Raw genomic sequence first — 20,979 nt, 5'->3', positions numbered from 1 at the left:
CCGAGAGGCCAAGCGGCCAGAATCCAAGAGGAATGCCATGAGGCGCTTTGAATACCATCGGGCGGACACGCTGGAGCAGGCGTCCCGTCTTCTCACCGATCTCGGTGATGACACCTTTTTGTTCAACGGTGGTACGGACCTTCTGGTCGAAATCCGCGAACGGCTGCGCCGGGTGCGCAACGTCGTCGACATCAAGCAGATCCCGGGCCTGTCCGACATCACCTATGACGAAACGCGCGGCCTGACTTTCGGCGCGCTGGTGACCGTGGGCCGGCTGGAGCGCCTGGCCCTGGTGCGCCAGCGTTATCCGAACCTGCATGCGGCCTTCGCCTCGCTCGGCTCCATCCAGGTGCGCAACCGTGCAACGGTGGCAGGCAATGTCTGTCGTGCCTCGCCGTCGGCCGATACGATCCCACCGCTGATTGCCGATGGCGCATTCATCCACATCTACAGCCGCACCAACATGCGCGTCGTGCCGCTTGCCGAATTTTTCACCGGCCCCGGCAAGACGGTGCTGGCCAAGGGCGAGATCGTCACCGGCATCACCGTGCCGCCCGCCAGCGACAACTCCGGCAAGGCCTATCTCAAGCACGGCCGCCGCAAGGCAATGGAACTCTCCACCGTCGGCGTCGCTGTCAGCCTCACCATGGAAGATGGTCTCTGCAACGACATCCGCATCGCGCTCGGGGCGGTCGGAGCAACCGTGCTGCGCGCCCCCGAAGCCGAGGCCATGCTGCGCGGCACGTCGCTCGACGCGGCAACAGTCAAGAACGCCGCCAACAAGGCGATGGAAGAGTGCACGCCGATCAGCAACGTGCGCGCCAGCGCTGATTACCGCCGCGACATGGTCGGTGTGCTGACGGGTCGCGCCATCAAACAGGCATTGGAAGCTTTCGCATGAAACGGATCGTTGAACTCACCATTAATGGCGAGCCGCGCGACATGACGGTGGATGGCTGCCGCTCGCTGCTCGATGCGCTGCGCGACGATGTCGGCCTTACCGGCACCAAGAAGGGCTGCGACGTCGGCGATTGCGGTGCCTGCACTGTCATTGTCGATGGCGAGCCGGTCAATGCCTGTCTGATGCTTGCGGTGGAGGCCGAAGGCCGCTCGGTCGAGACGGTGGAGGGGCTTCAGCCGGGCGTCGATACGCTGCATCCGTTGCAGGATGCCTTCATGCGCCACGGCGCCTCGCAATGCGGCTTCTGTACGCCAGGCATCCTGATGATGGCCAAGAAGCTGCTCGACGACAATCCGCGACCGACGGACGACGACATCCGCTTCGGCCTTAGCGGCAATATCTGCCGCTGCACCGGCTACACCAAGATTTTCGACGCGATCAAATCCGCCGCGATCGAGATGGAGGCAGCAAGATCATGAATGTGACGACCCCGATCGAACAGCGCGATTTCAAGATCGTCGGCAAGAGCGTTCGCCGCGACGACGTGCTCGAAAAGGTGACGGGCGAGGCCGAGTATACCGGCGACGTCAAATTGTCGGGCATGCTGCACGGCAAGATCAAGCGCGCCACCATCGCGCATGCCCGCATCAAGAGCATCGATGTCAGCAAGGCGCTCGCCTATCCCGGCGTCAAGGCTGTGCTGACCCATGAGAACGTGCCGCGCGTGCTGCATTACGGCTCTCCGCATCCGCGCTCGGCTTCTTGCACCAAGGACCAGTATATCCTCGATGACAAGGTGCGCTTCTGGGGCGAGGGCGTCGCCGCCGTCGCCGCCATCAGCGAGGAGATCGCCGACGAGGCGCTCGACCTGATCGACGTCGAATACGAGCCATTGCCGGCCGTCTTCGAGCCGGAAGATGCAGCCCAGCAGGGTGCGCCGCTCATTCACGACGTCGGCCCTGGCGGCAACCTGGTGCTCGATCCGGTGCGCGTCAATCGCGGCGATGTGGACGTCGCTTTTGCCCAGGCGGATTTCGTGCTCGAAGGCATCTTTTCCGGCGGGCGGCCGCATCCGGCCTATATGGAGCCGAATGTCTGTATCGCGGATTGGGACGGCTCCAACAAGCTGACCTTCTGGACCTCCACCCAGACCTCCTTCATGGTGCGCGGCATCCTTGCCGAAGTGCTCGGCCTGCCGCTCACCAAGGTGCGCGTGCTCGTCGACCATATGGGCGGCGGCTTCGGGGCCAAGCAGGACCTGTTCCAGCACGAATTCCTCTGCGCGCTGCTTGCGAAAGAAACGCGCCGGCCGGTGAAGATGGAGTTCACCCGCCACGAGACCTTCGTCGCCGGCCGCTCGCGCCACCCGTGCAGGATCTGGCTGAAACAGGGTTTCAAGAACGACGGCACGCTCGTCGCGCGTGACATGAAGCTGGTCTACGATTCCGGCGCCTACGGCTCGCATGGTCCGGGCGTCACCATCGTCGGCACGACGGCCGCCACCTCGCTCTATCGCTGCGACAACGTGCGGCTCGAAGGGCGCTGCGTCTACACCAACACGCCGATCAACGGCGCTTTCCGCGGCTATGGCGTGGTGCAGAGCTATTATGCACTCGACATCCAGATGGACGAGGCGGCCGAGCTGCTGGGCATGGACCCGGCGGAGCTGAAACTTAAGAACGTGGTCCGCGCTGGAGATATCGCGCCGTCGGGCCACCCGATCCTCGGTCACGGCCTTGAAATCTGCCTCCAGCATGGCATCGACGTGCTCGATTGGAAAAAGCTGCGCAGCCGTGACCGTACGCCGGATCCCAAGCGCCCCCACATGCGCACCGGCTGGGGTATCGGCTGCGAAATGCACGGTTCCTCCGCCTATCCCGGCATCAAGGAACAGGGCAACGCCACGGTGAAGGTCAATGAGGACGGCACCGTGACCCTGCTCACCGGGGCCGCCGGCCTCGGCACCGGCGCGCACACCGCGCTGGCGCAGATCGTTGCGGAAGAACTCGGCGTGCGCTTCGAGGATGTCGGCACCGTCCATGGCGATACGGATGTGGTGCCGTGGGACATCGGCGCGTTTGCCAGCCATACGACCTATCTCGTCGGCACGGCTGCCAAGATGGCCGCCGGCAAGGTGCGCGCGGCTGTTCTCGATCGCGCGGCGATGAAGCTGCAGGTCTCGCCGGCCGAGATCGACCTTTCCGAAGGCAAGGTCTTCGTCATCACCGATCCCGGCCGGTTCATGACGGTCGCCGAGGCGATGGGGCCTTCGCGTGGCATTCCCGCCGCCAATATCGTGGCGAACGGTACCTACGAGCCGACGAAATCCTATTCCTTCGCCGCCCATTTCGCTGAGGTGCATGTCGATACGGAAACCGGCATCGTCGAGGTCAAGCGCGTCATACCGGTGCACGATGTCGGCCGGGTCATCCATCCGATCGCCGCACAAGGCCAGATCGAGGGCGGCATCCAGCAGGGCATCGGCCACACGCTGACTGAAGACTACATCATCGACAAGAAGACCGGCCGGTCGCTCAACGCCGGCCTCGTCGACTACAAGATGCCACTCTCCATGGACATGCCTGATATCGAGACGATCATCCTCGAAGCCGCACCCGATCCGGGTGGCCCCTGGGGTGCCAAGGGCGTCGGCGAAGATCCGATCATCGCCATCGGCCCGGCCATCGCCAATGCCATCCACGATGCCATCGGCGTCCGTTTCCGCCACTATCCGATCACCCCGGAAGACATCCTGAAAGCCTTGAGGGAGAAGGGCGCATGAACATGCATATCGAACCCGTGAGCCAGAAACTCCCCATCACGATCCTCACCGGGTTCCTCGGATCGGGAAAGACGACGCTGCTCAACTACATCCTTACCGAACGCCACGGCCACCGCATCGCGGTGATCGAGAACGAGTTTGGCGAAGTCGACGTCGACAGCGACCTAGTGCTCGCCTCCGATGAGGAAATCTTCCAGATGCAGAACGGCTGCATCTGCTGCTTCGTCGACGTGCGCAACGACCTCATCGACGTGATGAAGAAGCTGTTGAGCCACAAGGACAAGTTCGACCACATCATCGTCGAGACTTCGGGCTTGGCGGACCCGACCCCCGTCGCCACCGCCTTTTTCGTCGACCGCAGCGTCGCCGACGAGGTCGAGCTGGACGCCATCGTCACGCTGGTCGATGCCATGCATATCGACCAGCACCTCTACGATCCCGTGCTAGACGGCAGCGACAACCAGGCGGTCAACCAGATCGTCGCGGCCGACCGTATCATCGTCAACAAGATCGACCTTGCCGGCGAAGAGGCGCTCAACTCGCTGGAGGCATCGCTGCGCAAGCTCAACCAGACAGCGCCCATCCTGCGTTCCAGCTACGGTGTGGTCGATCTTTCCAACATCCTCGGTGTCAACGGGTTCCGTCCGTCCTATGTGCGCGAGCGGGCGGAAATACTCGACATCGACATGGACGACGACCACGACGCACATGGCCATCACCACGACGAATGCCACGATGCGGCCTGCGACCACCCGGACCATGACCACGGGCACCATCATGACCACGGCCACGGCCAAGCATCGGTCCTGCGCCCGCACAGCCATGACGCGACGGTGAAATCCCACTCCTTCGTCTACCCGCACTCCTTCGACGGCGAGAAGCTCGCCACCTTCCTGAAGGATTATCTCGGCGAGCGCGGCGACGACATCTTCCGTACCAAGGGCATTGTTTCGGTGGCCAATGACGAGCGCTTCTTCGTGCTCCAGGCGGTGCACAAGCTGGTCGATTTCCGCCCGGATCACAGCTGGGGCGAGGACACGCGGAAGTCGAAGTTCGTCTTCATCGGCCGCAATCTCGACCGTGACGGCATAGACAGGAACTTGCGCGCATGCCTGGCCGCCTAGCAGCACTTCTCCCGTCATAGACCGTCTGCCCAAGCCCCCTGTGTGAACCCGTCCGCGCAATCTCCAGCGCGCGGGCGGTCGACGCTGATCCTAAGAAAAATCCTTTAAAAATAATAGGTTAGCGAATTTGTCTGTTGACATAAGGTCGGTCTTATGGTTTCTTCAAAGGCGAGTAGAAGCGCCGACAATTGCTCACCGTCTGTTGGACGATGAGGCCGCGATGTCGATGCTCACTGCGAAAGGAACACCTGTCGGTTGCAGCCGCCCTGCGGCATCCGCACCGACTTTCCTTCCCTGTCATCGGCATTCCCTGAGATCGCGCTTCCATGTCGGCTTTTCGCCGGCCTGGGGTTCATCGCGCGGCCCCGCATCGACCGGACCCTCTACGACAGGAGAACAAGGATGATCATTGATCTAAGCTGCTACCCCACCGATCTGGTGGACCTGGCTTGGCGCCACGACGGACCGCCGTTCACCGGCGACAAGCTTTTGAAGATGATGGACGGCCCGTACTATGTGAACGGCAAGCCGCGCCGCATTGACAAAGCCTTCATCCAGCCGCCGCAAGGCAACACCATCTACACGCATGAAGTCATGGACCTGGAAGGCAAGGCCGCCATCCGCCAGTACATGGCCTATACGGAAAAGATGGTGACGGAGCACCCGGACCGTTTCCTTGGCTGCTTCGTCTACAACCCGCGCTATGGCACGCAGAACGGTGCCGAAGAAATCGAACGCTACGCCAAGGAGTTCGATTTCAAGATGGTGCAGCTGCAGGCGAATATGCATGCCTACCGCCCCGACCGCGCGCTCGACTGGCTGCGTCCAGCCATGAAGAAATGCGCCGAGCTCGGCCTGATGGTGAAGGTGCATACCGGCGACGGTCCGTACTCGATCCCGACGGAGTTCTACCCGATCATCCGCGAGTTCCCGGAAGTGAACTTCATCCTCGCGCATTTCGGCGTTCAGACCGGCGGCGTCTACGTGTTCGAACCGATGCAGATGGCGCTCGACACGCCGAGCGTCTACGTCGAATCCGGCTGGTGCCTGCAGTCGCGCATCGTCGAGTTCGCCAAGGTCCTGCCCAAGCACAAGATCCTGTTCGGCTCCGATACGCCGCCGAACGAACCAGGCATGTGGATCAACCTTCTGGAAGTCCTCTGTCACGAGCCGCCGCAGGGCCTCAACCTCGATGAGGATACGCTGGAGGATTACCTCGGCAACAACACCGCCCGCATGATCGGTCTCGAGCCGACCAAGCCGCCGGCGAGCGTCGAGGAAGCCGAAGCGTATCTGCGCCAGCACGGCGTTGCGCTCGCCGCGTAAAACTGAACGGAGCGAACTATGATCATCGATACCCATCTTCACCCGACGAACCTCGTGGACGAGGCATGGCGTCATACCGGTTCGCCCTTCACGGGTGAGCGCATGCTGAAACTGATGGACGGCCCCTACATGATCAACGGCAAGCCGCGCCGGATCGACATGGGCTTCATCCAGCCGCCGCCCGGCAATACCGGCTACCGCGACGGCAACCGCAAGGGCCGCGACGGCATTCGCGACTACATGGCCTATTGCGCCGAGCTTTGCCAGACATACCCGGACCGCTTCATCGGCAACTTCAACTACAACCCGCGCTGGGGCCCTGAAAACGGTGCGGCGGAGCTGGAATTCCACGTCAAGGAATACGGCTTCAAGATGCTGAAGCTGCATGCCAACATGCACGGCTACCGCCCCGACCGCGCACTCGACTGGCTGCGCCCGGCGATGAAGAAATGCGCCGAACTCGGCGTGGTGGTGCTGATCCACACCGGCGACGGCCCGTACACCATCCCGACGATGTTCTACCCGATCATCCGTGAGTTCCCGATGGTCAACTTCATCATCGGCCATTTCGGTATCCAGACGGGCGGCAACTACTCGTTCGAATCCTTCTGGATGGCGATGGATACGCCGAACGTCTACTGCGAATCCGGCTGGTGTTTTCAGTCGCGTATCGTGGAGTTCGCCCAGCAGTTGCCGAAGAACAAGATCGTCTTCGGCACGGACAGCCCGCCGAACGATCCGGGTATGTGGCTGCGTGAACTGGAAGTGCTTTGCAAGGACCCGCCGCACGGCATCAACCTCTCCGAGGACGATCTGGAGGGCTATCTCGGCAACAACATCGCCAAGCTCGTCGGCATCGACCCGTCGCCGCCGCCGCGTGACATGAAGGATGCCCAGGCACGCCTCAAGGATTCCTACGCCGGCGTCGACCGCGCCACCGGCAGGCATCTGGAGTTCGCGTGATTGACCAGGGCGGCGCCCTCCGGGGCGCCGCTCTCCCCCCGCAGCATCGAGGCCGAGACATGACCCACTACCACAAGCAAGACGTCCGCCGCTTCCTGGCCGACTACCGGGACCAGCATCCCGAGGACGTCATCACCATCGACGGGCCGGTCTCGGACGATCAGGACGCAACCGCGCTGATCTGGAATCTGGCAGACAAGGGTCAACATCCGATGCTGCATCTCAAGGATGTCACCGGCATCGGCAGTGAGGTCGTCTGCAACATCTTTGCCTCGCGTGACCGCATCGCCCGCCTGCTCGGCTCCACCGCAGAAAGGCTGCATGAGGCGTATCAGGCCCGCTCCAACCGGCCGTTCGCGCCGGAGATGTTGGAAAGCGGCCCGATCACGGAAGAAATCATTTCCGGCGATGCCGTCGACCTGCACGCGTTGCCGATGCTGAAGCATTTCGACACCGACCGCGCGAAATACATCACCAGTGGCATCATCATCGGCGAGCACCCGGAAACCGGGGCCGGCAATCTCAGCTATCACCGCGCGATGATCCATTCGAAGAATTCGCTCGCGACCTCGCTGCATTCGCGCGGCCATCTCTGGCGCCTGATGAACATGGCGAAGGAGAAGGGCGAGCCGATGCCGGTCGCCATGGTGATTGGCGGCCATCCGCTGTTCATGATCGCCGCCTCCGCCCGCCTTGCCTTCGGCGAGGACGAGCGCGATGTCGCCGGCGGCCTGATGGGCGAACCCCTGCAGGTCGTGCGCACGCCAAAATACGGCATCCGCGTTCCAGCCCATGCCGAGATCGTGCTGGAGGGCGTGCTCGATCCCGAGGCCCATGTGGAGGAGGGGCCGTTCGGCGAGTTCACCGGCTATTCCTCCGATCGTTCGACCAACAACCTCTTCACCGTCGAAACCATCATGCGCCGGCGCGATCCGATCCTCATCTCCGTCGCCGGTGGCAATTCGGCCGAGCATCTCAATCTCGGCCGCGTACCGCGCGAGGCAGAGGTAGTGGAAAAGCTGAAGGCGCGTTTCCCGTCGATCACCGCCGTGCACTACCCCTCCTCCGGCACCCATTTCCACGCCTATATCGCGATGAACCAGACGCGCGAGGGCGAGGCGCGCCAGGTCATGCTCGGCCTGCTCGGCTGGGACCAGTACCTCAAGACCGTCGTGGTGGTGGATGCCGATGTCGACATCACCCGCGATAGCGAAGTGCTCTGGGCGCTTGCCACCCATTTCCAGCCGCACAAGGATGTGGTCATCATCGAGGGCCTGCCGGGCAACGCGCTCGACCCTTCGGCGAGCGGTATCGGCACCACCTCGCGCATGGGCCTCGACGCGACACGCGGCCCGAACTTCCACGGCGTCCGTGCCCGCATCAGCGACGAGGCCTCCGCCCGCGCTGCAGCACTCCTCAAAAGTGTGGGATAGGCCATGACGACGCGGCCAAGACGCATGATCATCGGCATTTCGGGCGCTTCCGGCGTGGTCTACGGCAAGCGCATCCTTGAAGTGCTGCGCGACCTCGAAATCGAGACGCACCTGATCATGTCGCGCGCCGCCTGCATCACGCTTACTGCCGAGGCGGATTTCACCAAGCAGGACCTTGAGGCGCTGGCCACGGTCACCCATTCCAACAAGGATATCGGTGCCGTCTGCTCTTCCGGCTCCTACAAGACGCTCGGCATGATCGTCGCCCCGTGTTCGGTGAAGACCATGGCGGAAATTGCGACTGGTACGACCGACAATCTGCTTTCCCGCGCCGCCGACGTCGTGCTGAAGGAACGTCGCCGCCTCGTCTTGATGCTGCGCGAGACACCGCTCCATCTTGGCCATATCCGCAACATGGCGCAGGTCACCGAAATGGGTGGCATCATCTATCCGCCCGTTCCGGCCTTTTACGCCAAGCCGCAAAGCCTTGAAGAAATGGTCGACCACACAGTGGGACGGGTGCTCGACCTTTTCGATCTCGACCCCGGCATTGTGCGCCGCTGGCCGGGAACGCAGGGAGGGGAATGATATGGCCGCCCGCATTGCCAGCGAGCCGAAAATGCTCACGCCAGAACCCAGTGCTGCCTTCCTCTCGGACGATGCGATCGACATCCTGGCCTTCGCCGCGGAAGCGCTCAAACAGGGCCAGGCCGCCGCCCTCATCACGCTCGTTGAAATTCGCGGCGGCGCTGCCCGCGCCATCGGCGCGCAGATGGTAGTGCGCGATGACGGCCTTTATTGCGGCTTCGTCTCCGGCGGCTGCACCGAAGCGGCCGTCGCTGCTGACGCCGTGATCGCGCTCCAAAAAGGCATCGACCGCAAGCTTCGCCTCGGCGAAGGTTCGCCCTTCTTCGACATCGTGCTGCCCTGTGGCGGCGGGATCACGCTGGCTATCCACGTCCTGCGCGATGCCACCGCGCTCCGCCATATGCTTGCCGCGCTGCACCGCCGCGCAGCTGGGCGTCTCCGGTACCATCCTGGCAGGCAGGCTCTTTTCTTCGAACCGGGCGAGGGCGTGAGTGGCTGGGAAGGGGAGGAATTTGTCCGAGCCTACCGCCCAAGGCAGCGCATGCTTGTTGCCGGCACGCCCCTGGAGACTGGCGCGGTGGCGCGTGTGGCGGAAATATCCGGCTACGAAGTCGTCAAGATCGAGCGCGGCCAAACTCCATCGCCGGACCAGCTGGACGCTGACACGGCCGTCGTGCTCCTCTTCCATGACATCGACCGCGAATTGCCGCTGCTCGAGGCCGCTCTCGCCTCACCCGCCTTCTACATTGGCGCCCTGGGAAGTCGCCGTACCCACGCTAAACGTTGTGAGGCCTTGCGCAAACGCGGTCACGGCGAGACCACGCTGGCCCGGATCAAGGCGCCAATCGGCATCTTCGACAAGGCGACAGACGCAAATTCGCTTGCCCTTTCGGTCGTCGCTGACCTTGCGCAGGCAAGACTGCTCGACATGAAGGGCAAGGTCCAGACCGACCCGATGATCGCCCACACGCTTGCGCTCAAAGAGATCAACAAGTGCTTCGACCCCATGCACGCAAGCGAATGCATCACAAGCGCGGTGGTCGACTAGCGATACGTCCGGGCTTTTCGCGGGCCTCAAGCCTCCCAGCTTGCCCAGCGTGTTCCCAAAGCCCGGCGTAGGCCGGCGGCGCATTCAGGGGTTCCCACTACGCTCCCTGGCGTCGCCGGCTCCTTATCCTGCTCGGCCCGCATTGCCAGCCATCAGTTGAAAGGCGAATTGATGAAGAGCGTTTCCATTCCAAGAGCAAACGGCAGCATCCCAGGTGCATGTCCCCAAGGCGCGGCGGCGCCTTTGTCAAATCGCATCGAACTGACTTCTCGCGCACTCATCAGGAATGAGCGTGGCAGCATCCTGTTGGTCAGGTCCAAGAATTCTGCTGACTGCCTATGGCAGATGCCGGGTCGCCAAATACGGCGCGGAGAAAGCTGCGCCATGGCGATTGTTCGATGCCTTCACGACGATCTGGGAATCCTCACATGGCCAGTCTCGGCAGTTTTCATAAATGACCAGTTTGATAACGTTGGTGGCAACCACACACTTTCGATCACCTATGCAGTTTCAATCATTTCCGGAGATCCGCGCGTGACAGCCTCTGGCCAATTGGATGAGGCACGCTGGTTTCCGGCAAGTCAGCCGCCGAAAGGTGTCGCCGAAGAGACCATCAGCGCGCTCAAGAGCCGCGAGCTCGTAATGTTCAGTGCATCCTGACAGGTCCAGGCAAGCCGCAAACTCGCCGAAAACCAGATGAGTGCGGTTGGATCGCACAGCTAAGTGTGAGCGAGCGTGCCTGCGCCAGCATTTTCAGTTGGCATCGCCGCCACGAAGGCCGCTTTCAAATGTTCTGCTGCCGGTGACAGGCTGTGATGACGCCGTTGCAACAGGGAGACATTGCGCATTACGGTCGGGTCGACGAGATCCACGGTGGTGACGCGCACCGCCGACGCCAGTTGGCTGGAATTCTCCGGCAAGACGGCCACGCCCATGCCGGCGGAGATCATGCTGATGGCGGTGGTCGAGAAGCGCACTTCGTATTTTGGCTGGAAATTGGGCACAACACGGATGAGGTTGTGCTCGACAATGCTCCGAAGCGGATTCGCGGCAGCGAGTGTAATGAGAGTTCTCGTCCTTCAGCTCGGCCCAGCGCACGGATTTTTGCCTGGCGAAACGATGGTCTTCCCGGCAGACCAGCATGAGCTTGTCGCGCATGAGAGGCGTAGCGGTGATTTCGGGATCGTCTTCTGAGAGCGTGCCGATGGCGATATCGACCTCGTTGCGCTTGAGCGCCGGGCTGATTGCCTCTTCCGGCATGTCGCGGATGCTGACCAGGATTTCGGGATGCATGCTCACGAACGCTGCGATGATAGGCGGCACAATGGTGGCGGCGAGCACGATTGCGGCAGCGATCGTCACCTGGCCGCGCTTCAACGAGGCGTTGTCGCGCATGTCGCCAACCGCAAGTTCCAGGTCTTTCAGTATCTTGCGGGCCTGCGGCAGGAATTCCTGGCCCACGAGGGTGAGCGAAACCATCCGGGTGTGGCGGTCAAACAGGCGTACGCCGATCTCCGTTTCCAGATCTCGAATGATTATGCTGACGGCAGACTGGGTGAGGTGGAGGCTGCTGGCGGCAAGATTGAACTGTCCGAATTCAGCCACCGCTATGAAAGCCCTGAGTTGCCGCAGCGTTATATTCATATCGAGCCACCCACCTTTCGCGACCAGCCGCCTATAGATGGTCCGTTATGCATATCTAATGGTTTGGTGCCATCGAACGATGCAGGGGGCCTTCCTGTCTAGCTGGCAAGTGTCGGTTGTACTACATTCGCCGTCTGGCCCGCCATCAGCAGGCCAAGTTCGTCCAAGCGATTGCGGTCCGGCGGTAGTTCGCCGAGAATTTCGCCGTGAAACATCACGAGGATGCGGTCGCAGATCGCGAAGAGTTCCTCGAGTTCGGTGGAGATGAGCAGGATGGCGCGGCCAGCGTCGCGCTGTTTCAGCATCTCCTCCATGACGAATTCCATGGCGCCAATATCGATACCGCGGGCGAGCTGATTGACGAGGATGAAATCGGGATTGCGGGCAAGTTCTCGTGCCACGACCAGCTTCTGCTGGTTGCCGCCGGAAAGTTCGCTGATCTGCTGGTCTGCGTCACGGGATTTGATGCGGAAACGTCTGATCAGGTCGCGAGTATGCTCCCTGATGGGGCGGCGATTGAGCATGCCGCGGGTGGCGAAAGGCCTTTCGTTGTAACGCTGGAGGATCGTGTTCTCACTGAGCGAGAGCTGCAGTACAACACCATGCTTGTGCCTATCCTCGGGGATATGGGCGAAGCTGCTGGCATTGATGCGGGCGGGATCAAGCCCGGTGATGTCTTGGCCATTCAGCACGACGCGGCCTGAATCGACGGGCAGCAGGCCGCAAAGGGCAAGCGAGAGTTCGGTCTGTCCGTTGCCAGAAACGCCGGCAATACCGACAATCTCGCCACTGCGCACATCGAGGCTGACGCTGCGCACCGCAGGCAGGCCGGTCTCGCTGCGGCAGGTAAGGTTCTCGACCGACAGCACGATGCGACCGGGCGCTGCGGCGCCGCGCGGCAGCTCCATGCCCACGTCGCGGCCAACCATCATGCGGGCAAGGCCACGGGCATCCGTGTCGGCAACGTTGACGGTTTGCACCAGGCGCCCGTCGCGCATGACGCTGATGCGGTTGCTGACGCGCATCACCTCGTCGAGCTTGTGCGAAATGAAGACCACTGTCTTTCCATCCTTGACGAGATCGCCCATCAGCGCGAGCAGCCGGTCGGTTTCCTGCGGCGTCAGAACCGCTGTTGGCTCGTCGAGGATGAGAAGATCGATGCCGTGGAACAGGACTTTCAGGATTTCGACGCGCTGCTGCTCGCCGACCGACAAGTCCTCGATGACCGCGTCCGGGCGCACGTCCAGCGCATAGCGATCCGAAAGTTCGCGGATCTTGGCATGCACCTTGTCCATGTCGTTGATGACCCGGAGGGCTGATCCCTGGCCGAGGATATAGTTTTCCGCGACCGTGAGATTGGGCACGAGCATGAAATGCTGGTGCACCATCCCGATGCGCTGGCGGATCGCCTCGCGCGGGCTGTTGAAGCGCACGGACTGGCCCCGGTAGACGATTTCGCCCTCGTCGGGCCGCACCATGCCGCAGATCATGCTCATCAGCACGCTCTTGCCCGCACCGTTCTCGCCGAGCAGCGCGTGGATCTCGCCCTCTTCGATCTCCAAGGAGACGCCGTCGCTGGCGACGATGGAGCCGAAGCGTTTGCGGATATTGTCGATGCGCAGGAAAGGTTTTGCGGACATGTCGATTACCTCATCTCGTAGGGCTGGCCGAGCTTGCTTGGAGCTGAACCCTTGCCGCGGACCACGACCAGCGTGATGATCGTCATGATGTAGGGAAGCGCCTGCAGGAGCTGGTAGGGCACGACGATGGACGCCTGGGCCTGGAGCATGAGCTGCAGGGCATAAAACAGGCCGAACAGCAGCGAGACGAAGAAGGCCCCGATCGGCGACCAGCGCGCGAAGACCACCACGGCAAGCGCGATGAAGCCGCGCCCCGAGGTGATGCCCTCGACGAACTGGTTCGAATGGCCAAGCGTCAGGAACGCCCCGCCGAGCCCCGCAAGCCCCGTGCCGACCAGCACCGCCGCATAGCGGTAGCCCGCGACGTTGCGGCCGGCGACGTCCACGGCCTTGGGGTGTTCGCCGACCGCACGCAGCGTCAGGCCAAAGGAGGTGCGGTAGAGGACAAGCGTGGCGAGGATCGCGACGAGGATCGTCGAGTAGACGATGAGGTTCTGTCGGAAGAAGGCTTCGCCGAGGAAAGGCAGGTCGCTGAGCCAGGGGATATGGACAGGCTGGGCGATCTCGATGCCCTTGCCGGTCGAGACGTAGTAGGTCCGAAAACAGGAAGGCCGTGAGCCCCATGCCGAGCAGGTTGAGTGCTGCGCCGACGACGATCTGGTCCGCCTTGATGGTAATGGTGAAGAAGGCGAAGATCAGCCCAAACAGCATCCCCCCCGCGATGCCCGCGATGAGCCCCAGCAAGACGCTGCCAGTCGCAAAGGCGGCGGCGAAACCACAAAAAGCGCCGACGAGCATGGTGCCTTCCAGCCCGATGTTGAGAACGCCGGCGCGCTCGGAAAAGACCTCGCCGATCGAGGCGAAGATCAGTGGGGTCGCAAGCCGCCAGGCAGCGCCGGCCAGCGTCGCGAGGAAGGTGAGAAACATCATGTCGTCCATTGAACAGGCCCTTCAGGGATGTCGCCCAAGTTTTGTTTTCCCGCAAAGCTGCTGTGTGCTTTGCGGGAGTTTCCATTCTTTCAAGCCACGATCCTGAGGATGTCGCGGAACTTCGCGAAGGCGACGACCGACAGGATGACCATGCCCTGGATGACAAGCACGAGGACCTGCGGCACTTGCGAGGTGATCTGGAGCACTTCCGAACCGGATCGGAGCGTCGCGAAGAGCCCGCCCGAGATGATCGCCGCCAAGGGATTGTTGTTGGCAAGCAGCGCCACCGCGATGCCCTCGAAACCGTAGCCCGGCGAGATGTTCTGGTAGAGCCGGTGCGTGACGCCCGCCACCTCGAAAGCGCCGGCAAGTCCCGCAAGCGCCCCGCTGATACAGATGGCGATCATCACATTGCGACGCACATCCATGCCGGCATAACGCGCCGCATGCGGATTGAGGCCGACGACGCGAAGCGCAAAACCTCGGCTGCTTTTCTGCAGGAAGATATAGAGCGCCACCGCCAGCACCACCGCGACGAGGATGCCGACGTGCAGCCGCATGTCCGAGACAATGCGCGGCGTCCAGGCTTCTCGCACGAGGCGGGCCGATTGCGGATAGGCAGCGCTCGCATCCTTCATCGGCCCGGTGACGAGATAGCTCGTCAGGATGATGGCGATGTAGTTGAGCATGATCGTCGTGACGATCTCGCTCGCCCGGAAGCGGACCTTGAGATAGCCGGCAATGCCGGCCCAGGCAGCACCCGCCACGGCGCCCGCCAGCATGACCAGCGGCGCATGCACCCAGACGGAAAGCCCGTCGATGCTGGTGCCGACATAGGTGGCGGCGATCGCGCCGACGTAAAGCTGTCCCTCGGCGCCGATGTTCCAGATGCTGCACCGGAAGGCGACGCAAAGCCCCGCGCCGATAAGGATGAGGGGCGTTGCCTTCAAGAGGATTTCGGCGACCGAGCGCGCGTCCTGGAAGGAGCCGAAGATCATCACCGTGACCACGTCGGTCCCGTCGAAGCCGTTCAGCCACAGGAGGGCGGCGCCGAAGGCGAGCGCCACCAGCACCGCCGCGACAGGGGTCACGGCGCTGATCGCGGCTTGCGAGAGCGTCCGGTAGAGGGCTTGGGCTGCTTGAGGATACACGTTCTCACGCCCCTGGTTTACCTGTTCCATGAATCGGTCCGGATGTTGGTGTGGCGTGCAATGATACGCTGCGGCCGGATGGGGCGGCCGCAGCGCATGCCGGCTACTCAGCGCCGGTTTTGATCTCGCCGGCAGCGATCTTGTCGCTGATCGCCTTGACTTCGGCGCGGATGTCTTCCGGCACCGAGATCGGGCCGTCATCGCGGAAGGTGAAGGACATGACCTTAGGGTCCTTGAGGCCGAAGATCACGTTTTCCGTTGGCGGGCTGCCGTCCTTGATCGAGCGCACGACCTCCACAACACCCTGCGCATAATCGGCGACGTAGAGGCCGAGAATGTTGTTGGGCGCGACCTGCGTGAAGTCGCTGAAGATCGAGAAGGATCGCACGTCGGGGCCGGATTCCGAGATCGCCTGGTAGCCGCCGACGGTGGCGCCCGAGGCGTTCGGTACGACGAAATCGGCACCCTGCGAGATCATGCTGAGGGCCGCTTCCTTGGCGGCGGTCGTATCGGTGAAGTTGCCGATATAGGCCTCGCTGATCGGGAAGTCCGGATTGACGCTCTTGGCGCCGTTCTTGAAGCCGGCGAAGGCCTGCTGGATCGGCGGGATTTCCATGCCGCCGACGAGACCGGCCTTTTTGCCCATCTTCGCTGCGATGACGCCCATGAGGTAGAAGGGCTGGCTGGTATCGGTGTTGAGGCCGATGACATTGCCTTCATGGATGCTGCTCGACGAGATCAGGAAATAGGTGTCCGGATAATCGAGCGCGACTTCGAGCGCGGCGTCCTGGAACTCGAAGCCGTGGCCGAGGATGACCTTGTAGCCCTGGCTGGCATAGTCGCGGAACGCCTTTTCAAACGAGGCCGGGTTCTGCTGCAGTTCGACATAGCTGATCTTTGCGCCGAGCTGCGCTTCGACGCCCTTCAGCGCATTGAAGCCGATCCGGTTCCATCCTTCTTCCGAAACGCTGCCGGGCACGAGAAGGCCCATCTTGAAGTCTTCGGCATACCCCATTGCCGGAACGGAAACGGCGATGGACAGCGCCGCCACTCCTTCCAGGAACGTCCTTCTTGAAAGTCTCATTGCATTCCTCCCATTTGATAGTTCGCAGGAACCGCGCTTATTTCGCGCGTGTCTGGATCTCGCCCGCTACGATCTTCGCACTCACCTCCTCCAGGTGCTTGCGCAGGTCCTGCGGTATCGATCTGGCGGCTTCGTCGTTGAAGGTGAACTTGATGACGTCCTTATCCTTCAGGCCGAAGTCGACATTGCTTTGCGGCACGGTGCCGTCCCGAATGCCCGAGACGATGCGCACGATGCCTTGACCGTAATCGGCGATGAACGTGCCGAGGATGTTCTTGGGGGCGACCTCCGTATAGTCGCTGTAGACGCTGAAAGTGCCGGACTGCGTGCCCGCTTCCTGCGCGGCCTGGATGACGCCCAGTCCCGCGGCATTCGCGTTGGGAACGACGAAGTCGGCGCCCTGGGACATCATGCTCACGGCGGCTTCCTTGGCAGCACTCGCATCGGTGAAGCTGTTGATGAAGACCGTGGACACGGGGAAATCCGGGTTCACGCTCTCGGCACCTTTCCGGAAGCCCTCGAAGGCATGCGCGATCGGGGGTATTTCCATGCCCCCGATGAGGCCCGCGCCCTTGCCCATCTTCGCGGCGATCATGCCCATCAGATAGAAGGGCTGGCTGGCATCGGTGTTGAGGCCGATGACGTTGCCTTCATGCACATAGCTTGACGAGACGAGAAAGACGGTCTCGGGAAAATCCTCCGCCGTCGTCAGGGCAGCGTCCTGGAACTGGAAGCCGTGGCCCAGGACGACCTGATAGCCGTGGCTCGCATAGTCGCGGAACGCCTTTTCGAAGGCTGCCGGGTTGTCGGGCAGTTCGACGTAGCTGACCTGGGCGCCGAGTTCCTTTTCGACCCGCTTCAGCGCGTCGTAGGCGATCCGATTCCAGCCTTCTTCCGCCACGCTACCGGGCACGAGCAGGCCCATCTTGAAGTCTTCGGCATGGGCGCGGTCCTGCCAGACCATGCCGGCGACGGTGAGTGCGAGAGTGGATGCAAGCAGCGAACGACGTGAAACTACGGTCTTCTTCATTTCATTCCTCCCATTAGATTGACGTCCAATCCCCCCGGAGTCGCCGCTCGGTTATGCATCCTCCATCATGGCAATGGTGTCGGTCGCGCTCTGCGAGACGAGACGCCCCTTCGAGAAGACGAAGGCCCGATCCGGCCCGCCGGCAACCAGCGTGTCGGTGTCGATGCAGTCGGTGACGATGAAGTCGGCGCGGGCGCCAGCCTTGAGGCCGTGCTCCTTGCCGAGGCCCATCAGGCGGGCCGGGGCCGTGGTGATCATGCGGTGGGCGGCTGCGAGCTCGTCGCCGCGAAGATGGCCGGCGAGCAGCGTCCAGCGCGCGATTTCCAGCATGTCGCCCGAGCCGGTCGGTACGAACGGGTCCTGGATATTGTCGGACGCTGTGGCGATGGTGACGCCGGCGCGGTAGAGCTCGGCGACGCGCGTCAGGCCGCGCGGCGGCAGCATCTCGGCGTCGCGGCCCTGCAGGTAGAGGTTCGCGGCCGGCAATGTGACGACGCCGACATCAAGCGCCAGAAGACGTTCGGCGATACGCTGGAATTCCTTGCGGGGCAGGGCGCTCAGCACGGAGACGTGGCTGAACACCGTGCGGCCCTGCATGCCGAAGCGCTCGACCCGTTCGAGCGCGGCATCCAGCAGGTGCACATCGGCCTTGAGGTGTTCGTCGAGGTGCAGATCGACCGGTTTTCCCGCCTTCACGGCGGCAGAAAACAACATGTCGAGGTAACGTGGCGGGTCTTCGGAGACAGCAGGTGTGCCACCCACTGCATCGGCGAGCGCCACCGCGCCGTCGATGTTCTCAGCCAGCCAATCGAAGTCCTGGCCGGGATGCGGTGTCATGAAGGCGACGAGCTGGAGAGTGATGTCGTCTTTTGCCCCGTCGCGGATGCCTGCCAGCGTCTCGATGCCATGGAAGCCCGCATCCTTGTCGACGTTGACATGGCTGCGAATGGCCGTCGTGCCGCGGGAAAGACACCGCCTGATGGTGCGCGTCGCCCGCTTACGGATGTCGTCGGGACCGGCGGTTCGGGCATATCTGGCGAAGGCCTCGCGGGCGCCTTGGAGCGTACCGGAAGGATTGGGAGTGAACGGCAGCACTCCGGTCTTGTCGAGGTGCTGGTGCGCATCGAGGAAGCCGGGCGAAACCAGCATGCCGGTAATGTCGACGCAGGCGCTGCAGGACTTGGTGTCCAGAAGCGGCCCGATTGCGACAAAGCGCCCATCCGCCCCAACGATGATGTCGCTGACCGCTTGCGAACCATCTGCCTGAATGACAGCTCCCCCGGTAAGTGCAAAGGACCGTCCAGAGATAAGGTCTGACATCGATGCCGTTGGAATATCGCGCACAGCTTGTTCCCGCATTCTTGTTATGGCGGGAAAGAGAGCACGAGCGATTAGTTTAGACAAATTTATTATTTCAATCTTTTAATGAGTAAAAGATAACAATGCGTCGCTCGCATTCTCGGCCTTTGGCCATGGGAAGCTCTCCCAAGAAATTCTAGGATTTCTATCAACTAAGTAGAATTAATTCCCGTCTGATGACCGCGATGGAACTCAATTCCTGTCATCCAAGCAGCCACCACGCCTATCCTTTTGACAGCAAACAGGCAGACCGGTGCGATCCCGATCCTCCCAAGGGTTATCGATTTCCGGTCGTTATCAAGGGGATGGCTATGTCGCACACACGACGCTCGACACTCAAACTCACGCTGATCGGATTGATGGCAGCGACATCGCTCGGCTTTGCGGCCCACGGGTTCGCACAGTCGGACACGCCGGTGAAAGGCGGCACGCTGGTCTATCTCGAGCAGCAGGCGCACACCAACCTCTACCCGCCGGCGGGCGGCTTCTACCCCAATGGCGGGGTGCTGAACCAGATCACCGACAAGCTGACCTACCAGAATCCCGACACCCTCGAGATCGAGCCCTGGGTCGCCGAATCCTGGACGGTCAACGACACCGCCACCGAATACACCTTCAAGCTGCGTCCTGGCGTCACCTTCTCCGACGGCACGCCACTGGATGCTGTCGCCGTGGCCCGGAACTTCGACACCTTCGGCAAGGGCAACAAGGAGCTGAAGCTGCCGGTTTCGGAGGTCATCAACAATTACGACCGCAGCGAGGTTGTCGATCCGCTGACGGTGAAGTTCCACTTCAAGGCGCCGTCGCCGGGCTTCCTGCAGGGCACGTCGGTGATCGGCTCGGGACTGGTGTCGCCGAAGACGCTGGAACTGCCCTTCGAGCAGCTCGGTGACGCGACCAAGATCATCGGCTCCGGCCGTTCGTCGTCGAAAGCGAAGTGCTCGGACGCGAACTGGTGCTCAAGGCACGCGACGACTATGCCTGGGGACCGGCCAAGCTGAAACATCAGGGCAGGGCGCTGCTCGACGAGATCAAATACCTGATCACGCCGGAGGACAGCGTGCGCATCGGCGCGCTGCTGGCCGGCCAGGCCGACTTCATCCGCCAGGTCCAGGCTTATGACGAAAAGCAGGTCGAGGCGGCCGACTACAAGATCTACGCACCCGGCACCCGCGGCGTGAACAATTCGGTCGTCTTCCGGCCGGACAATCAGCTTGTTGCCGACGTCAAGGTGCGCCAGGCGCTGCTGCACGCCACCAATGCCAAGGAGATCGTCGAGACGCTGTTCTCGGCCAATTATCCGCAGGCGACGTCGATCATCGCCAAGGCGGCCCAGGGTTATGTCGACCAATCGGCGAAGCTCGCCTATGACCCGGCCCTTGCCGGCAAGCTGCTCGACGAAGCGGGCTGGGCGCTGGGCGCCAACGGCGTGCGCGCCAAGGACGGCAAGGAACTGGTGCTGACAGCCTATGAATCGCTGCCGCAACCGCAGAACAAGGAAACGCTGCAGCTGATCGCCCAGCAGTGGAACAAGGTCGGCGTGAAACTCTCCGTGCTCGCCGGCGATTCCGGCAGTGCCGCAGCCGACAACCTCGATCCGCTGAAGACCCCGGTGGCGCCGGCGATGGTCGGCCGCGCCGATCCCGATGTCATCAAGAGCCAGTACTACCCGAGGAATCGCAACGTGCTGCAGCAGAAGGGCGGCGTCAGCGACAAGGTCCAGAGCTTCGTCGACGACAAGCTCAACGGCCTGCTCGAGGCGCTCGCCTCCGAGCCGAACCGCGACAAGCGGCTGGCGATATCAGGCGAGGTTCAGGCCTATGTGCTCGACCAGGCCTATGCGATCCCGATCTTCGAGGAACCACAGGCCTTTGCCGGCGCGCCCAACGTTCATGATGTCGCCTTCGAGGCGGTCGGGCGTCCGTCCTTCTATCGCGTCTGGCTGTCGCCGCGCGACTGAGGTCCGAATGGTCCCG

At 62.4% G+C, this 20,979-nt stretch carries 17 protein-coding genes and 3 pseudogenes; 11 read left to right on the top strand and 9 right to left on the bottom strand.

The genetic code is table 11. From position 1 onward, the window contains the following. Positions 1 to 37: 37 nt before the first annotated feature. The 10 genes from ACHMW7_RS26065 to ACHMW7_RS26020 all read left to right on the top strand — a co-directional run bounded on the left by ACHMW7_RS26065 (position 38) and on the right by ACHMW7_RS26020 (position 10,825). A complete protein-coding gene (locus ACHMW7_RS26065; RefSeq protein ID WP_395448290.1) occupies positions 38 to 901 on the top strand; it encodes an FAD binding domain-containing protein in 864 nt (287 codons plus the stop codon). After that, on the top strand, positions 898 to 1,380 hold the full coding sequence (locus ACHMW7_RS26060) for a (2Fe-2S)-binding protein (protein ID WP_395448289.1): 483 nt from the start codon (positions 898 to 900) through the stop codon (positions 1,378 to 1,380). The genes ACHMW7_RS26065 and ACHMW7_RS26060 overlap by 4 nt, the downstream gene beginning before the upstream one ends. Continuing rightward, positions 1,377 to 3,683: a xanthine dehydrogenase family protein molybdopterin-binding subunit gene (locus ACHMW7_RS26055; RefSeq protein WP_395448288.1), complete on the top strand. Its 2,307-nt coding sequence runs from the start codon at positions 1,377 to 1,379 to the stop codon at positions 3,681 to 3,683. The genes ACHMW7_RS26060 and ACHMW7_RS26055 overlap by 4 nt, the downstream gene beginning before the upstream one ends. After that, positions 3,680 to 4,807, top strand: a complete 1,128-nt coding sequence (locus ACHMW7_RS26050) for a CobW family GTP-binding protein (protein WP_395448287.1) — start codon at positions 3,680 to 3,682, stop codon at positions 4,805 to 4,807. The genes ACHMW7_RS26055 and ACHMW7_RS26050 overlap by 4 nt, the downstream gene beginning before the upstream one ends. Before the next feature lie 402 nt (positions 4,808 to 5,209). After that, on the top strand, positions 5,210 to 6,133 hold the full coding sequence (locus ACHMW7_RS26045; protein ID WP_395448286.1) for an amidohydrolase family protein: 924 nt from the start codon (positions 5,210 to 5,212) through the stop codon (positions 6,131 to 6,133). A gap of 18 nt (positions 6,134 to 6,151) precedes the next feature. Further along, entirely contained in the window at positions 6,152 to 7,096 is a 945-nt protein-coding gene (locus tag ACHMW7_RS26040; RefSeq protein ID WP_395448285.1) for an amidohydrolase family protein, read from the top strand. Between the two features lie 59 nt (positions 7,097 to 7,155). Beyond that, complete coding sequence (locus tag ACHMW7_RS26035; protein WP_395448284.1) at positions 7,156 to 8,529, top strand: UbiD family decarboxylase; 1,374 nt, start codon at positions 7,156 to 7,158, stop codon at positions 8,527 to 8,529. A 3-nt stretch (positions 8,530 to 8,532) separates the two neighbouring features. Next, entirely contained in the window at positions 8,533 to 9,117 is a 585-nt protein-coding gene (locus tag ACHMW7_RS26030) for a UbiX family flavin prenyltransferase (protein ID WP_395448283.1), read from the top strand. Between the two features lies 1 nt (position 9,118). Continuing rightward, positions 9,119 to 10,165 carry an XdhC family protein gene (locus ACHMW7_RS26025; protein WP_395448282.1) on the top strand — a complete coding sequence of 349 codons (1,047 nt, stop codon included), beginning with the start codon at positions 9,119 to 9,121 and terminating at the stop codon, positions 10,163 to 10,165. 171 nt (positions 10,166 to 10,336) lie between these two features. Further along, on the top strand, positions 10,337 to 10,825 hold the full coding sequence (locus ACHMW7_RS26020) for an NUDIX domain-containing protein (protein ID WP_395448281.1): 489 nt from the start codon (positions 10,337 to 10,339) through the stop codon (positions 10,823 to 10,825). Positions 10,826 to 10,884: 59 nt separating this feature from the next. On the opposite strand, the gene ACHMW7_RS26015 is transcribed toward ACHMW7_RS26020, so the two are convergent. From ACHMW7_RS26015 to ACHMW7_RS25975, 9 genes and pseudogenes are all read right to left on the bottom strand, one after another. Further along, entirely contained in the window at positions 10,885 to 11,178 is a 294-nt protein-coding gene (locus ACHMW7_RS26015) for a LysR substrate-binding domain-containing protein (RefSeq protein WP_395451445.1), read from the bottom strand. Positions 11,179 to 11,299: 121 nt separating this feature from the next. After that, positions 11,300 to 11,809, bottom strand: a pseudogene (locus tag ACHMW7_RS26010) (LysR family transcriptional regulator); the annotation flags it as partial. Positions 11,810 to 11,907: 98 nt separating this feature from the next. Further along, complete coding sequence (locus ACHMW7_RS26005) at positions 11,908 to 13,449, bottom strand: ABC transporter ATP-binding protein (RefSeq protein WP_395451444.1); 1,542 nt, start codon at positions 13,447 to 13,449, stop codon at positions 11,908 to 11,910. 5 nt (positions 13,450 to 13,454) lie between these two features. Continuing rightward, positions 13,455 to 13,910, bottom strand: coding sequence for an ABC transporter permease (locus ACHMW7_RS26000; protein WP_395451443.1), 456 nt, complete (start codon positions 13,908 to 13,910; stop codon positions 13,455 to 13,457). Positions 13,911 to 14,082: 172 nt separating this feature from the next. Further along, positions 14,083 to 14,376 (bottom strand): annotated as a pseudogene (locus ACHMW7_RS25995) (ABC transporter permease); the annotation flags it as partial. Between the two features lie 92 nt (positions 14,377 to 14,468). Next, entirely contained in the window at positions 14,469 to 15,560 is a 1,092-nt protein-coding gene (locus ACHMW7_RS25990) for an ABC transporter permease (protein WP_395448280.1), read from the bottom strand. A 73-nt stretch (positions 15,561 to 15,633) separates the two neighbouring features. After that, positions 15,634 to 16,614, bottom strand: a complete 981-nt coding sequence (locus ACHMW7_RS25985; RefSeq protein ID WP_395448279.1) for a BMP family protein — start codon at positions 16,612 to 16,614, stop codon at positions 15,634 to 15,636. 37 nt (positions 16,615 to 16,651) lie between these two features. Next, on the bottom strand, positions 16,652 to 17,644 hold the full coding sequence (locus ACHMW7_RS25980) for a BMP family protein (protein WP_395448278.1): 993 nt from the start codon (positions 17,642 to 17,644) through the stop codon (positions 16,652 to 16,654). Positions 17,645 to 17,695: 51 nt separating this feature from the next. Further along, a complete protein-coding gene (locus ACHMW7_RS25975) occupies positions 17,696 to 18,964 on the bottom strand; it encodes an amidohydrolase family protein (RefSeq protein ID WP_395448277.1) in 1,269 nt (422 codons plus the stop codon). A gap of 398 nt (positions 18,965 to 19,362) precedes the next feature. Between ACHMW7_RS25975 and ACHMW7_RS25970 the strand changes: the two are divergent. Next, positions 19,363 to 20,963 (top strand): annotated as a pseudogene (locus ACHMW7_RS25970) (TIGR04028 family ABC transporter substrate-binding protein). Positions 20,964 to 20,979: the final 16 nt, after the last annotated feature.

This window comes from Aminobacter sp. UC22_36 (assembly GCF_044056035.1).
GTDB lineage: Bacteria > Pseudomonadota > Alphaproteobacteria > Rhizobiales > Rhizobiaceae > Aminobacter.
This window is presented reverse-complemented; position numbering and strand designations above follow the sequence as displayed.